The organism is Veillonella orientalis, from assembly GCF_018406505.1.
GTDB classification, from domain to species: Bacteria; Bacillota; Negativicutes; order Veillonellales; family Veillonellaceae; genus Veillonella; species Veillonella nakazawae.
Window position 1 is genome coordinate 211957 of record NZ_AP022322.1, and the last position, 13512, is coordinate 225468.

Genomic DNA, 13512 nt, shown 5'->3' on the forward strand with positions numbered 1-13512 from the left:
TGTTACTATGAAAAATAAATGAAATTAATGATGTGGTCTAATTATCTAAGGTGTTATAATAAAAATATTAAGATTTATAGTATATTTACTAGATTGCATGAATTTCATAAAAATAATCTTGATTTGTAAGTTTTAATGAGGATGGTATATAAGTTATGGCAGCAAAAAATAATACAGATATTGGGTTTGAAAAACAAATATGGGATGCGGCTTGTGTTCTTTGGGGGCATATTCCTGCTGCAGAATATCGAAAAGTAATTGTAGGATTAATATTTCTTCGTTATATATCAAGTGCTTTTGAGAAACGCTGTGAAGAGCTTATAAAAGAAGGCGACGGATTTGAAAATGATAGAGATGCATATGCAGAAGAAAATATTTTCTTTGTTCCAGAAGAAGCTCGGTGGAGTACAATTGCATCTGCTGCACATACACCTGAAATTGGAATAGTTATTGATAATGCAATGAGAGCTATTGAAAAAGAGAATACAACACTTAAAAATGTTTTACCAAAGAATTATGCTAGTCCTGATTTAGATAAAAGAGTACTTGGCGAAGTTGTTGACTTATTCACTAATGAAGTCAAAATGGACGGTACCGAGGCGAGTAAGGATTTATTGGGAAGAACATATGAATATTGTATTGCTCAATTTGCTTCTTATGAAGGCACTAAGGGTGGCGAGTTTTATACACCGTCAAGTATCGTTAAAACTATTGTCTCTATTTTAAAACCATTTAATAATTGCCGCGTATATGATCCTTGTTGTGGTAGTGGAGGTATGTTTGTGCAAAGTGAGAAATTTGTACAAGCTCATAGTGATAACAGAGGAACTATCTCTGTTTATGGTCAAGAATCCAATGCTGATACATGGAAGATGGCTAAAATGAATATGGCGATTCGTGGTATTGATGCTAATTTTGGTCCATATCATGCAGATACATTCTTTAATGATTTACATAAAATATTAAAAGCTGATTTTATTATGGCAAACCCTCCATTTAACCTGTCTAATTGGGGGCAGGAAAAGTTAAAAGATGATGTTCGCTGGAAATATGGAGTACCTCCTGCAGGTAATGCTAACTATGCGTGGATTCAACATATGATACATCACCTTGCGCCAAATGGAAAAATTGGTCTTGTTTTAGCGAATGGTGCACTATCATCACAATCTTCAGGAGAAGGGGGAATAAGAAGAAGAATAATAGAAGATGATCTTATTGAAGGCATAGTAGCTTTACCAACACAGTTGTTTTATAGTGTCACTATTCCAGTTACCCTTTGGTTTATTTCGAAGAATAAGAAACAAAAAGGAAAAACACTTTTTATTGATGCTAGAAATATGGGGTATATGGTTAATAGAAAACATAGAGATTTTAGTGAAGGCATACAGGCAGATGGTAGTCTTGGCGATATTGATTTACTGGCAAAAACATTTGAGGATTTTCAAAATGGTGTATTAGAAGAAAAAAAAGGATTTTCTGCTATAGCCTCAATAGACGATATTGAAAAGCAAGATTATATATTAACTCCTGGACGATATGTAGGTATTGAGGATAAAGATGATAATGAGGTTCCCTTTGAACAAAGAATGACAGAATTAACTTCAGCACTCTCAGATATGTTTAAAAAGTCTAATGATTTGCAAGTAGAAATTCGTAAGATTTTGGGAGCAATTGGATATGAACTTTAATTGGGATAATAAAAAAATTGGAGATATCGTTGATATAAGGCGTGGAGCATCACCTAGACCTATTCATAATTTTTTGTCAACAAAGGGTATGCCTTGGGTGAAAATTGCAGATGCTACATCGGATCCTTCTCGATATATATGGGGAACTAATGAATATATTATTAATAAAGGCGTAAGTAAATCAGTTAAGGTAGATCCTGAAACATTAATAGTCTCTAATAGTGCAACTCCAGGCTTGCCTAAAATTATGAAAATAGAAGCATGTGTTCATGATGGATGGTTAGTATTTTCAAATTATAGAGGCGTAACACGTGACTTCTTATACTATAAATTTATTGATATTCGTAGAATGCTTGTAAATCAAGCTAATGGAAGTGTATTTCAAAATTTAAAAACTGATATTGTTAGGGACTTTAATATTAAGATTCCTAGTATTGATGTTCAGAATTGCATTGTTAATATATTATCTAAACTTGATGAGAAAATTGAACTTAATAGTGCTATAAACAAGAATTTACTTCAGCAATCCCTATACATATTTGAAACCCTAATTAACAGTACCTCAAAAGATGGATGTATCGGTGATTATTGTACTCTCAAATCTGGTTTTGCTTTCAAAAGTAAGTGGTGGCAAGATTCCGGGATTCCTGTTATAAAAATAGGCTCTATAAATCAAGATTATTTAAATCTATCTAACTGCTCCCATGTCTCAGAAGATAAGATATCACTCGCAAAAGATTTCATTGTTTCTGGAGGTGATCTCCTCATTGCCATGACAGGGGCAACCATTGGAAAATTCACCATGGTACCGAAAATGCATAAAACAATACTGGTTAATCAGCGTGTAGGAAAATTTTTCCTTGGCGAAAATCCGATTAATAAAATTCCTTTTATATATTGTACACTCAAGCAACCAGAAATAATCTCAGAAATTATTAATCGTGGTCAAGGAAGTGCTCAGCCCAACATCAGTGCATCCGATATAATGTCTATTCCTTGTGTCATTCCTCAAACAGACAAGATAAATAACTTTAATTTAAAGACTGCACCTATGTTTGAACTGATTATTAATAATCAGTTTGAAAATTTGATACTTGCAAAGATGAGAGACTTGCTACTACCACGATTGATGTCTGGTGAAATTGACATTTCCAATATAAGTTTTTAAGCCGCTAAATTCTTGTTTATTATACATGGTGGCAAATATTAATTTTATGAAATACTCATTTTTGATAATAGAGAGAATGTAAATATATTTACAAGAGAGTTATAGGAATAAAATTAACTTTTTAATAGGGGGGAATAGTAATGCTGAATTTTTTTCGAGAGGAAGATTATGAAAAATCATTAATTGAATTATTTCAGAATGATTTAGAGTATGAATATGTGTATGGCCCAGATATAGAAAGAGATTTTTATAGTCCCTTCTATGAAGACATTTTAATTGAGTCTTTATATCGTATAAATCATGGTGCAACTAATGATGCGATTCAGGATGCATTATTTAAACTTAAAAATTTTGAAAATGGGGAGCTTGTACAGAAGAATGCTATCTTTATGGACTACTTACAGCATGGTATTCCTGTAAGATATTTTGTTGATGGAGAAGAACGCTCTTCCATTGTTTATCTTGTGGATTATAAGAACTCTGAAAATAATTCATTTGTTGTAGCCAATCAATGGACTTTCATTGAAAACAGTAATAAACGCCCTGATCTCATTCTATTTCTAAATGGTCTACCAATAGTATTAATGGAACTTAAGTCTCCTTCTCGTGAAGAAACAGATGCTTCTGAAGCATATAGGCAGCTTCGTAACTATATGCAAGAGATTCCATCAATGTTCATTTATAATGCTATTTGTGTTATGAGTGATCAGTTGATTTCTAAAGCGGGTACAATTACCTCAGGTGAAGACCGTTTTATGGAGTGGAAAACAAAAGACGGTAATTATGAGAATACCCAATATGCACAGTTTGATACATTCTTTGAGGGTATATTCCAAAAAGAACGATTACTTGATATTATTAAGAACTTTATTTGTTTTTCAAATGAAGGAATAAATAGCTATAAAATCCTTGCTGGATATCATCAATATTTTGCAGTAAAAAAAGCTATTGAATCGACTAAGCACGCTACTGTTACTGATGGTAAGGGTGGAGTTTTCTGGCATACTCAAGGTAGTGGTAAGTCCCTTTCAATGGTATTCTATGCCCATTTGTTGCAGGAGGCCCTAGATAGCCCTACTATTGTTGTTCTTACTGATAGAAATGACCTTGATGATCAACTCTATAGTCAGTTTGTAAAGTGTAAAGACTTTTTACGACAAGAACCGTTACAAGCAGAAAGTAGAGAGAATCTTAAAACCTTACTAGCTGGGAGACAGGCAAATGGTATTATTTTCACTACGATGCAAAAGTTTGAGGAATCAGATGAACCTCTATCTGAACGTCATAATATTATAGTTATGGCGGATGAAGCACATAGAGGGCAATATGGACTTGCTGAAAAAATTAAGATTACAAAGAATGAATCTGGTGAGGAAGTAGCAAAACGTGTTATTGGTACGGCCAGACTTATTCGCAATACATTGCCTAATGCTACATATATTGGTTTTACAGGAACACCTATTTCTTCAAAAGACCGTAGTACGCGGGAGGTCTTTGGCGATTATATCGATATCTATGATATGACACAGTCTGTTGAAGATGGTGCAACACGACCTGTTTATTATGAAAGTCGTGTTATCAGATTGAATCTTGATCAAGCAACATTGAGATTGATTGATGCTGAATATGATTTGATGTCTTTGAATGCAGATAATGAAGTTATAGAGAAAAGCAAACATGAGTTAGGACAGATGGAAGCCATTCTTGGTAATGATAATACTCTAGATTCTCTTGTGCATGATATTCTTGATCACTATGAAAATAATAGGGAGTATTTACTTACCGGTAAGGCAATGATTGTTGCCTATTCTCGCTCTATTGCCATGAAAATCTATAAACGTATTCTAGAGCTTCGACCTAATTGGGAAGAAAAAGTTGCTGTAGTCATGACTTCTGGTAATAATGATCCAGAAGAGTGGCGACAAATTATTGGCAATAAGCATCATAAAAACGAACTTGCTAAGAAATTTAAGGATAATAATAGCCCTTTAAAAATTGCTATAGTAGTTGATATGTGGTTAACAGGTTTTGATGTTCCTTCTCTTGCTACCATGTATATTTACAAGCCTATGACTGGACATAATCTAATGCAAGCAATTGCTCGTGTTAATCGTGTATTCCGTGATAAAGAAGGCGGGCTTATTGTTGATTATGTGGGTATTGCTACTGCTTTGAAGCAGGCGATGAACGATTATACATCTCGTGATAAAAAGAATTATGGTGATACAGATGTTTCTATGGTTGCATATCCTAAATTCTTAGAAAAATTGTCTATATGTCGAGATATATTCCATGGATATGATTATTCTAAATTTAAAAGTGGTACGGATCTTGAAAGAGCTAAAACGATTAGTGGTGCAGTGAATTTCATTATGGATAAAGAACGGGCAGAGGATAAGGAGGTATTTGTAAAAGAATCCCTTATGCTTCATCAAGCACTCTCTCTTTGTTCGTCGTTAGTTAATGAAGATGATAGATTTGAAGCAGCATTCTTTGAAGCTGTTCGTGTACTTGTTTTGAGACTTACTAATACTGGCGTTGGTAAAAAGATTTCATTACCAGAGATGAATGCAAGAATAAATGAACTTTTAAAACATAGTATTAAGAGTGATGGTGTAATTAATTTATTCTCTGATATTAAAGAAGAGTTCTCTTTATTCGATCCTAAATTCTTGCAAGATGTTGCTAATATGAAGGAAAAGAATCTTGCAATTGAATTGTTGAAGAGATTAATTTCTAACCAAGTCTCTGTTTATCGCAGAACAAATGTAGTTAAGTCTGAGAAGTTTAGTGAAATTATGCAACGCTCACTAAATGCTTATTTAAATGGGATGCTAACAAATGAAGAAGTTATTGCAGAGATGTTAAAACTAGCAAAGCAAATCGCAGCTGATAGACAAGAAGGGGAAAAACTTGGTTTAACTGCAGATGAGTTAGCCTTTTATGATGCATTGGTAAAACCACAGGCTATTAAAGATTTCTATGAAAATGAAGAGCTAATCTCGATAACGAAAGAATTGGCTGAGACACTGCGTAAGAATAGGACAATAGACTGGCAAAAACGTGAATCAGCAAGAGCCAAAATGCGTATGATCATTAAAAAGCTTTTGAAAAAGCACAAATACCCTCCAGAAGGAATGGATGATGCAGTTCAGACTGTAATAACACAATGCGAGCTATGGACGGATAATTATGATATGGAAGAAGAACATAAAGTTTATTCCTACCCGACGCCAACGGAGAAACCGTTATCCCTGGTTGCCGATAATATAGGGAAAGATAATTGATCCTACACTGTGATAACAGAGAGAATACTTATGAATAGGATTTTGTAATTCTATAGCTTTATATTTTTGACAAAACGCGCCTATACTAAGTAAGTAAAACGTTTACTGTAATAGTTCATTAGTTATAGTTCATTAGTTATAGTGGGAGTTATTCTATGATTACTCTTAGACAAGGAAAAGCAAAAACGATTTTAGAAAGTTCTTTAAATAGCGCTTTTACTGCGGTGGAAACATATAATAGGCCACGCACTCAGTTTAGAATTGAAAACTATATTATTCTAATGATTATAGCTTGGACAAAATTATTTCATGCATATTTTCAAGCTACAATCGGAGAACGCTATTTCTATAAAGAGCGAAATGGAAGATATAAGCTCGTTGATGGTGAGAAAAAGGCCTGGGAGTTAACAGAATGTATAAAAAATTATCAAAAGAATTCTGAGGATAAAAAATTAACAGAGTCAATTATTGCAAATTTAAAATTTTTTATAGGGATAAGAAATAAAATAGAGCATCGTTATTGGGATTCTAATTCTCTTGATATATTGATTTTTGGTGAGTGCCAATCTTTGCTTTATAATTATGAAAATTTAATAGTTTCATTATTTGGAAATGATTACTCATTGAATACAAGCTTAGCCTATGCTTTGCAGTTTTCGCATCTTAGAGCTCGTGAACAATTGCAAGCACAAAGAGATTTACTTTCTAAAGATATGCAGGATATAAACAGATATATTGATAAATATAAAACAGATTTATCTGATGAGATCTTTAATAGTCAGGAATATAGTGTAAAATTAATACAAATACCAAAGGTTAGTAATACTAATCGATGTGATTTATCGGTTGAATTTGTTAACTGGAGTAATCTTAATGAAGAAGATAAGGCTAATTATAATAAGCTAACTACTATAATAAAAGATAAGGTAATTAAACAGCCTGTATCAAATGCAAATATGTTGAGACCAAAAGATGTTATAAATGCGATTAAAGAGAAAACGGGAGTTGAAATTAGTCAGAGAAATCATTGTGATTTATGGAAAGCCTTTAAAGTTAGGCCTGAAACTAACGCAACTTCAAAGTTTGATACAGATACAAAATATTGTATTTATGATGAAGCACATAATGATTATTTATATACAATTGAATGGGTAGAGTTACTTTCTGTTCTGATTGAAAATCATGGATTTAATAAGGAGAATATACATACTAACTGTAAGGGTGGGATTAACGTATCAGATTATATTGTGGAATCATAAAACCACCTGCTATGCGGTTGCGGCAACGAAAGTTATACAAAAAATCACCTTGCTTAAGTATAATGTAGGTGTTCAAGCCGCATTATATGCAAAAGAAAGGTGATTTTATATGACAACAAAGACACAGAGCCTTGCGCACACAAAATGGTTATGCAAATACCACATAGTATTTACACCTAAGTATAGACGTAAAGTTATATATAATCAATATAGAAATAGTTTACGTGAAATACTGCGACATTTATGCGAATATAAGGGTGTCAAGATTATAGAGGGGGGGAGCTTATGGTAGATCATGTGCATATGCTAGTATTAATCCCACCTAAAATATCAGCTTCATCTTTTATGGGATATTTAAAAGGTAAAAGTGCACTAATGATGTTCGATAAACACGCAAACTTAAAGTATAAATTTGGAAATAGAAGCTTTTGGTCCAAGGGGGATTATGTAAGTACAGTAGATTTAAATGAAGCTACCGTAAAAAAATATATACGTGAGCAAGAGTTACATGACTAAATGAAAGATAAACTTAGTGTAAAAGAATAACCCTTTTTAGGGTGGCAAGTAATACATATCCTCTTTAAGGGGACCGTTACGATTCAATGGCTATGCGGCTTTCACTACGGGCTTATAGCCCGTGAGCAAACCACCCGTTTTACGGGTGGTTCTGATTAGTCTAAAAAATTGGTATACTGATTTTAGGTTAATAAATATTATGTTTTAGATGTTAGATCGTGAAATTGAGGAACTATGAAAACCACAAGATCTTTTGGCGAGTATCCCAAATATTCTCTCCACGATGCAAGGGTACAGAAAATAGAATACGTAGACGATAGTTTAATCTTTACATTTGACTATATTTTTTCTTATGAGAATGGTGTTGAACAAACTCATAAGGCCAAGATTGTATTTGAGAGATGTGATGTTGATGATTTAGAAATTCTTGTCTTTAATAGTACAATATTAGATGCTTTCACAGGTAAAAGGATTGAGTTATCTCAGTATCAGCAGAAATATAGTGAAAGTGAATTCGAGGTCATTACAGAGACTTATAACTGGGGCCGAGCAGTATTCCAAGGGTGGTTATGGACCGAAGGAAATCCCGTACATTGTATAATGAACATATACTTTAAAGGGGATATGGTATATGTAGTTGATGAGGCTTGAAATGAGTGATTTAGATTTTACTATTTGCTGTACAGTTACTTTCTTCAGCAAGAAGAGGAGAACTCCACCGAATTTGAATAATGGAAAGTATTGCCCTCATCTTGTTATAAAGGGCTCTGAACAGCTGTTAGGAGTAAACTTTATTGATGGTGACGATGTCATCTTTGATCGGTCAATACGAGCTAATGCGTTGCCACTGTATGAAACTGTAGAATATTCTGCTCTACAAGCAGGTACAGAGTTCCTTATCATGGAAGATGGCAATGTTGTTGGTGAAGGGATTGTAAAAGAAATCTTTCAGCATAAACCGTATGGGAAGAAATAATTGTAGAGTATTATATCCGTTGGAGTTTATATGATTCATATTATTGATGGCAAACCGTATTTAGATCAAGTAAAAGAGCTGATTCAAGAATATACGCAGTGGCTCGGTCGCGATTTGTCATTTCAGAATTTAGATAAGGAATTAGCAGATATTAGTGAGAAGTATACGGCGCCAAATGGTGAATTATTGGTGGCTATCGATGATAATGATGTGCTGCTTGGCATGGTGGCGTATTATCAGCATAGCGATACTCGTTGTGAAATGAAACGTTTATATGTGCGTCCCGAGGGGCGTGGTCATGCTATCGGTGATCGTCTGATTGAAAGTATTATGGACCATGCTAAGGCATCTGGATATAAAGAAATGGTGTTGGATACAATTGAACCGTTGCAAGCAGCAATCCATTTGTATAAGAAGCATGGTTTTGTTGAATGTGAGCCGTATTATCATAATCCAATGGATGATGTTATCTATATGAGTAAATCACTTATTTGATATCATCTATTAGATAATGTATGTATAATAATCTTGGGATCAAGAATTCTAAGAAGCTAGGAATTCATTGGAGGGCTTTTATGGCGATTACGTATACCGAAGAAAAGAGTTTTACGCCTCAACAGGTAGCAGATTTGTTTCTATCTGTTCGTTGGGTGGTAGGCAAGTATCCTGATCGATTACACAAGGCGCTCATGAATTCTTCTCGTGTGATTTCTGCTTGGGATGGTGACCGTTTAGTTGGTCTTATTCGTGTCATGGATGATAGCGAGTTGGTGTGCTTCATCAATTATGTTCTGGTACATCCTGATTATCATGGTCAAGGTATTGCAGGTCATTTGCTAGAAATGGTGAAAGAGGCTTACAAGTCTTACTTGTACATTAATGTTATGATTGGTGATAGCAAGAATGCACCATTTTACGAGAAGCATGGATTTAAAATTAAAGAAGATTCCTTGCCAATGCAATATCGTAATGTGCCGAAATATACAAAAAGATAATTGGTGGGATAATCTGTATAGCAAGTAAGTGGTCAAATTGTTAATAAAAGGCTACACGTACATATCATTACGTGTAGCCTTTGTTATGTAAAACAGTATATACTAAAACGGATATGTAGATACGATGGAGAAGGATATGGATATTTTAATACGAAAAGCAACAACCAAAGATCTAGATTTAGTGACACATATTGAAGCAACTTGCTTTCCTCCTGCGGAGGCGGCCCCTCGTGAGGCATTTAAGGAAAGATTAGACCATTATGCAGGGCAGTTTTTAATTGCTTTTGACGGCGATACGCCAATCGGTTTTATCGATGGTTTTGTATCTGATGATGAAATCTTAACAGATGAGATGTTCGCTGATGCTTCCTTGCACAATCCAAACGGTGCTTGGCAGATGATATTTGGACTAAATACATTGCCAGCGTATCGGAATCGTGGCGTAGGCGGTAAGTTAATTGAAGCTTTCATCGATCTTGCGAGAGAGGAAAAGCGTAAGGGTGTTATTTTGACATGCAAGGAAGAAAAGATTCATTATTACGCAAAGTTTGGCTTTGTGAACGAAGGTGAATCTGTATCTGATCATGGCGGTGCTAAGTGGTATCAGATGCGTATTGTGTTCTAGCCATATAATTAAATACAAAAGAAGAAGCTGAAATCTTGCAGACTAACATTGATTTCAGCTTCTTTTTGTTGGGAAGATATGTATTTTGAAGGAGTCTGATTAAAATTAATTAAATAATTTCTTTAACTTGTGCCACGCCTTTATCGGTCAGCATATAGTACCCATTTGTTACATACAATAGGCCTTGTTTCTTAAGGTGTGATGCGGCTTGGTGGGTATAGTCTGGCTTCCAGTTCAAGTGTTCATGAATGGTGCCGATACCATTTTCGATGGCCGCCACAGGTGTATTCATATGGGTATAGATGTGGCAGAGCATCATCGTTTCTCGATAGTGACGACGCAAGTGGCGTTGGCGAAGATAGGTTGCAATATAGCCTGTCTTTGGTGTGCAAATAACGGCAATTAATAATGCGAGACCGATTGTTGTTGCGATAGCACCTGCAATGGATACGTCTAGGGTGAAAGCGACTTCCGTACCGATAACGGCACAGATAATACCGATGATGATACTGCTAGTGAGCATGGCTTTCACAGAATCAGTCCATAAATAAGCGATAACTGCTGGTCCAATCATGAGTCCAATAACGAGGATAGCGCCTACTGCTTGGAATGAAGCCACCACGGTAAGGGACACCATGGTCATCAGCACGTAGTGGATGAGGGCGGGCATGAAGCCGAAGAGCCCTGCCAATAGTGGATCGAAGGTAGATAGCTGCAATTCCTTGTAGAAGAGCATAACTAATACGAGGTTGATGACCGCTACCCCTAGGGAAATCCATAGAGATACAGGACCTAAGTCGGTGGAGTTTACAATCCATCTGTCGAATGGAGCGAACGCGATTTCCCCTAGAAGTGCCGTATCTACATCAAGGTGTGCGTTGCCGCTATAGAGACTGACGAGGATGATGGCAATGGAGAATAGAAGGGGAAAGATGATACCAATGGATGCGTCTTCGTTGACGAGGCCCGTATTATGAATCATCTCTGTAAGCCATACCGTTCCTACGCCGACTAGTGTTGCCCCTACTAAAAGCAAGGGAGAGTTTAAGTCTTCCGTTACAAAGAAAGCGAGCACGATGCCGAGGAATACGGTATGCGTAATGGCGTCAGCCATCATGGACATGCGGCGCAGCACGAGGAATACACCAGGGATAGCGCACGCGATGGATACTGCGATGGCGATGAGTAAAATCTCTGTATGTACTGTCATGGGGCACCTCCTATGCGAGGCTGTCCACCCTCTGCTCTATATATCTTTTGTTGTAAATCGGCGGGACTTATCCTTGCGGTTTCTGATAATAAAGCTTGTTTTGATTGTTTGTTTCTACGATATTGCCACAAGATGCCTCTATTAGGTGCAAATATGAGGCTCAACAGTACGATAACCGACAGAATGACGATGATCGCAGGACCTGTAGGCAGTTTTTGTACTGTTGTACTCCAAATGGTACCGCCGATAGCAGATACCATGCCGAAACATCCTGCTAGTACACACATGGTACCTAACTTGTTCGTCCACTGACGGGCCCCTACGGCCGGTGCAATGAGTAAGGAACTAATCAAGATAGCACCTACTGATTGAATGCCGATGATGATGGTCATGATCAATAGTGAACGATATAAAATGAGTGTAAAGGTGACGGGAGTTTGCAATGTTTTAGCGTATTCTACGTCAAAGGAAATGAGCTTTAGTTCTTTCCAAAATAAGGCTGTTAAAACGATAATGATGAGCGCTGCCGCCGATGTAATGTACACATCGCGAGCTAATATGGTGGCGGCCTGTCCAAATATAAATTTTGAAAGCCCCGCCTGACCTGCATTGTTTAGACTTTGAAGGTAGGTGAGTAGAACCATACCAAGACCAAAGAAAGCAGATAGTATAGTAGCTAGAGCACCATCAAATTTGATTTTACTATTTTCTACGGTGATGGTAATGAGCCACGCCGCAGTGATAGAGGATAGTGCGGCGCCCAAGATGAGAACCTCAATATCTTTGATGCCTGTCAGCAAGAATGCGATGACTACACCAGGCAGTGCTGCGTGGGAGAGGCCGTCACCGATGAGGCTTTCCTTGCGCAGTACTGCGAAGGTGCCTGCAATACCACTGGCAAGGCCCAAGAGAGCTGTGCCGAGCAATACCATCTGTGTCGTGTAGGATTGGAGAATGGTCATACAATCCTCCCCTTGCCGTAGGTGCGCTCGATGGCCTCATCAGTAAAGGTATCTGCTACGGGGCCATTGGCAACAGTTTGCTTATTGACCATCGTTACCCAGTCGAAATATTGAGGTACCGTATTTAAATCGTGGTGTACGACGATCACCGTTTTGCCGCGCGCTTTCATTTCTTGTAAAAGCGAGATAATGGCGTGCTCCGTCGTTTTGTCGACGCCCTTGAAAGGCTCGTCCATGAGGTAAATATCTGCCTCTTGTACGAGGGCTCTCGCGAGGAATACACGCTGTTGTTGGCCCCCTGAAAGTTGACGGATTTGCCTATTTACATAGTCGCTCATGCCCATCTTTTCAATCATGGAGAGGGCCAGCTCCTTATCCTTTTTACTTGGTCGTTTGAACCAACCTAGATGACCATAGCGACCCATAAGTACAACGTCTAATACGGTAGTAGGAAAGTCCCAGTCTACGCTACCGCTTTGAGGTACATAGGCGATTTTCTTGTAATCCTTTTTGTCCATTGCAAGGTGGTGGTCGATATAAAACTTAACACTACCTGAGATAACTGTTAATAGGCCTAACATGGCCTTTAATAATGTAGATTTACCGGCCCCATTCGGGCCGACGATGGCCGCTAAGGAACCGATGGGTACCTTCATATCTACGTCCCATAATACGGGTTTTGTCGTATAAGCTACGGTCATATCTTCAACTTCAACGGCCCATTCCATAGAGACCTCCTTTTATCAATAGTGCTACTATCGCTGTATTGTTAGTAGTACTTGTATTTACATAGGGCGTACACTGTATGTCGTCCTTGTTTTGAAAC

The 13512-nt window shown here is 36.8% G+C and carries 12 protein-coding genes and 1 pseudogene; 10 read left to right on the forward strand and 3 right to left on the reverse strand.

Features of this window, described 5'->3' with window-relative positions; genetic code table 11:
* Positions 1 to 155: 155 nt before the first annotated feature.
* The 10 genes and pseudogenes from VEIS1202513_RS00875 to VEIS1202513_RS00920 all read left to right on the forward strand — a co-directional run bounded on the left by VEIS1202513_RS00875 (position 156) and on the right by VEIS1202513_RS00920 (position 10514).
* Complete coding sequence (locus VEIS1202513_RS00875) at positions 156 to 1688, forward strand: type I restriction-modification system subunit M (protein ID WP_213467565.1); 1533 nt, start codon at positions 156 to 158, stop codon at positions 1686 to 1688.
* Complete coding sequence (locus VEIS1202513_RS00880) at positions 1678 to 2856, forward strand: restriction endonuclease subunit S (protein WP_213467567.1); 1179 nt, start codon at positions 1678 to 1680, stop codon at positions 2854 to 2856. Before VEIS1202513_RS00875 ends, VEIS1202513_RS00880 begins: the two co-directional genes overlap by 11 nt.
* A gap of 140 nt (positions 2857 to 2996) precedes the next feature.
* Complete coding sequence (locus VEIS1202513_RS00885) at positions 2997 to 6143, forward strand: type I restriction endonuclease subunit R (RefSeq protein WP_213467568.1); 3147 nt, start codon at positions 2997 to 2999, stop codon at positions 6141 to 6143.
* Positions 6144 to 6298: 155 nt separating this feature from the next.
* Positions 6299 to 7402, forward strand: coding sequence for a DUF3644 domain-containing protein (locus VEIS1202513_RS00890; RefSeq protein ID WP_213467569.1), 1104 nt, complete (start codon positions 6299 to 6301; stop codon positions 7400 to 7402).
* A 109-nt stretch (positions 7403 to 7511) separates the two neighbouring features.
* Positions 7512 to 7918 (forward strand): annotated as a pseudogene (tnpA, locus tag VEIS1202513_RS00895) (IS200/IS605 family transposase).
* A gap of 234 nt (positions 7919 to 8152) precedes the next feature.
* Complete coding sequence (locus VEIS1202513_RS00900) at positions 8153 to 8569, forward strand: hypothetical protein (protein ID WP_213467570.1); 417 nt, start codon at positions 8153 to 8155, stop codon at positions 8567 to 8569.
* 1 nt (position 8570) lies between these two features.
* Complete coding sequence (locus VEIS1202513_RS00905) at positions 8571 to 8894, forward strand: hypothetical protein (protein WP_213467571.1); 324 nt, start codon at positions 8571 to 8573, stop codon at positions 8892 to 8894.
* Positions 8895 to 8924: 30 nt separating this feature from the next.
* On the forward strand, positions 8925 to 9389 hold the full coding sequence (locus VEIS1202513_RS00910) for a GNAT family N-acetyltransferase (protein ID WP_213467573.1): 465 nt from the start codon (positions 8925 to 8927) through the stop codon (positions 9387 to 9389).
* A gap of 80 nt (positions 9390 to 9469) precedes the next feature.
* Positions 9470 to 9889 carry a GNAT family N-acetyltransferase gene (locus VEIS1202513_RS00915; RefSeq protein ID WP_213467574.1) on the forward strand — a complete coding sequence of 140 codons (420 nt, stop codon included), beginning with the start codon at positions 9470 to 9472 and terminating at the stop codon, positions 9887 to 9889.
* A gap of 136 nt (positions 9890 to 10025) precedes the next feature.
* A complete protein-coding gene (locus VEIS1202513_RS00920) occupies positions 10026 to 10514 on the forward strand; it encodes a GNAT family N-acetyltransferase (RefSeq protein WP_213467575.1) in 489 nt (162 codons plus the stop codon).
* 109 nt (positions 10515 to 10623) lie between these two features.
* On the opposite strand, the gene VEIS1202513_RS00925 is transcribed toward VEIS1202513_RS00920, so the two are convergent.
* Genes VEIS1202513_RS00925 through VEIS1202513_RS00935 form a run of 3 tightly spaced genes read right to left on the reverse strand, consistent with a single transcriptional unit; the run spans position 10624 to position 13414 of the window.
* Entirely contained in the window at positions 10624 to 11724 is a 1101-nt protein-coding gene (locus VEIS1202513_RS00925; protein ID WP_213467577.1) for a metal ABC transporter permease, read from the reverse strand.
* Entirely contained in the window at positions 11721 to 12686 is a 966-nt protein-coding gene (locus tag VEIS1202513_RS00930) for a metal ABC transporter permease (protein ID WP_213467578.1), read from the reverse strand. The genes VEIS1202513_RS00925 and VEIS1202513_RS00930 overlap by 4 nt, the downstream gene beginning before the upstream one ends.
* The gene (locus tag VEIS1202513_RS00935; protein ID WP_213467579.1) at positions 12683 to 13414 is read right to left on the reverse strand and encodes a metal ABC transporter ATP-binding protein; all 732 of its coding nucleotides are present in this window, start codon (positions 13412 to 13414) and stop codon (positions 12683 to 12685) included. The genes VEIS1202513_RS00930 and VEIS1202513_RS00935 overlap by 4 nt, the downstream gene beginning before the upstream one ends.
* Positions 13415 to 13512: the final 98 nt, after the last annotated feature.

Coding starts and splice junctions, on each gene's coding strand:
- VEIS1202513_RS00885 (WP_213467568.1), top strand. CDS start 2,997: ATGCTGAATTTTTTTCGAGAGGAAGATTATGAAAAATCATTAATTGAA.
- VEIS1202513_RS00925 (WP_213467577.1), bottom strand. CDS start 11,724: ATGACAGTACATACAGAGATTTTACTCATCGCCATCGCAGTATCCATC.
- VEIS1202513_RS00915 (WP_213467574.1), top strand. CDS start 9,470: ATGGCGATTACGTATACCGAAGAAAAGAGTTTTACGCCTCAACAGGTA.
- VEIS1202513_RS00905 (WP_213467571.1), top strand. CDS start 8,571: ATGAGTGATTTAGATTTTACTATTTGCTGTACAGTTACTTTCTTCAGC.
- VEIS1202513_RS00875 (WP_213467565.1), top strand. CDS start 156: ATGGCAGCAAAAAATAATACAGATATTGGGTTTGAAAAACAAATATGG.
- VEIS1202513_RS00900 (WP_213467570.1), top strand. CDS start 8,153: ATGAAAACCACAAGATCTTTTGGCGAGTATCCCAAATATTCTCTCCAC.
- VEIS1202513_RS00890 (WP_213467569.1), top strand. CDS start 6,299: ATGATTACTCTTAGACAAGGAAAAGCAAAAACGATTTTAGAAAGTTCT.
- VEIS1202513_RS00935 (WP_213467579.1), bottom strand. CDS start 13,414: ATGGAATGGGCCGTTGAAGTTGAAGATATGACCGTAGCTTATACGACA.
- VEIS1202513_RS00910 (WP_213467573.1), top strand. CDS start 8,925: ATGATTCATATTATTGATGGCAAACCGTATTTAGATCAAGTAAAAGAG.
- VEIS1202513_RS00920 (WP_213467575.1), top strand. CDS start 10,026: ATGGATATTTTAATACGAAAAGCAACAACCAAAGATCTAGATTTAGTG.
- VEIS1202513_RS00880 (WP_213467567.1), top strand. CDS start 1,678: ATGAACTTTAATTGGGATAATAAAAAAATTGGAGATATCGTTGATATA.
- VEIS1202513_RS00930 (WP_213467578.1), bottom strand. CDS start 12,686: ATGACCATTCTCCAATCCTACACGACACAGATGGTATTGCTCGGCACA.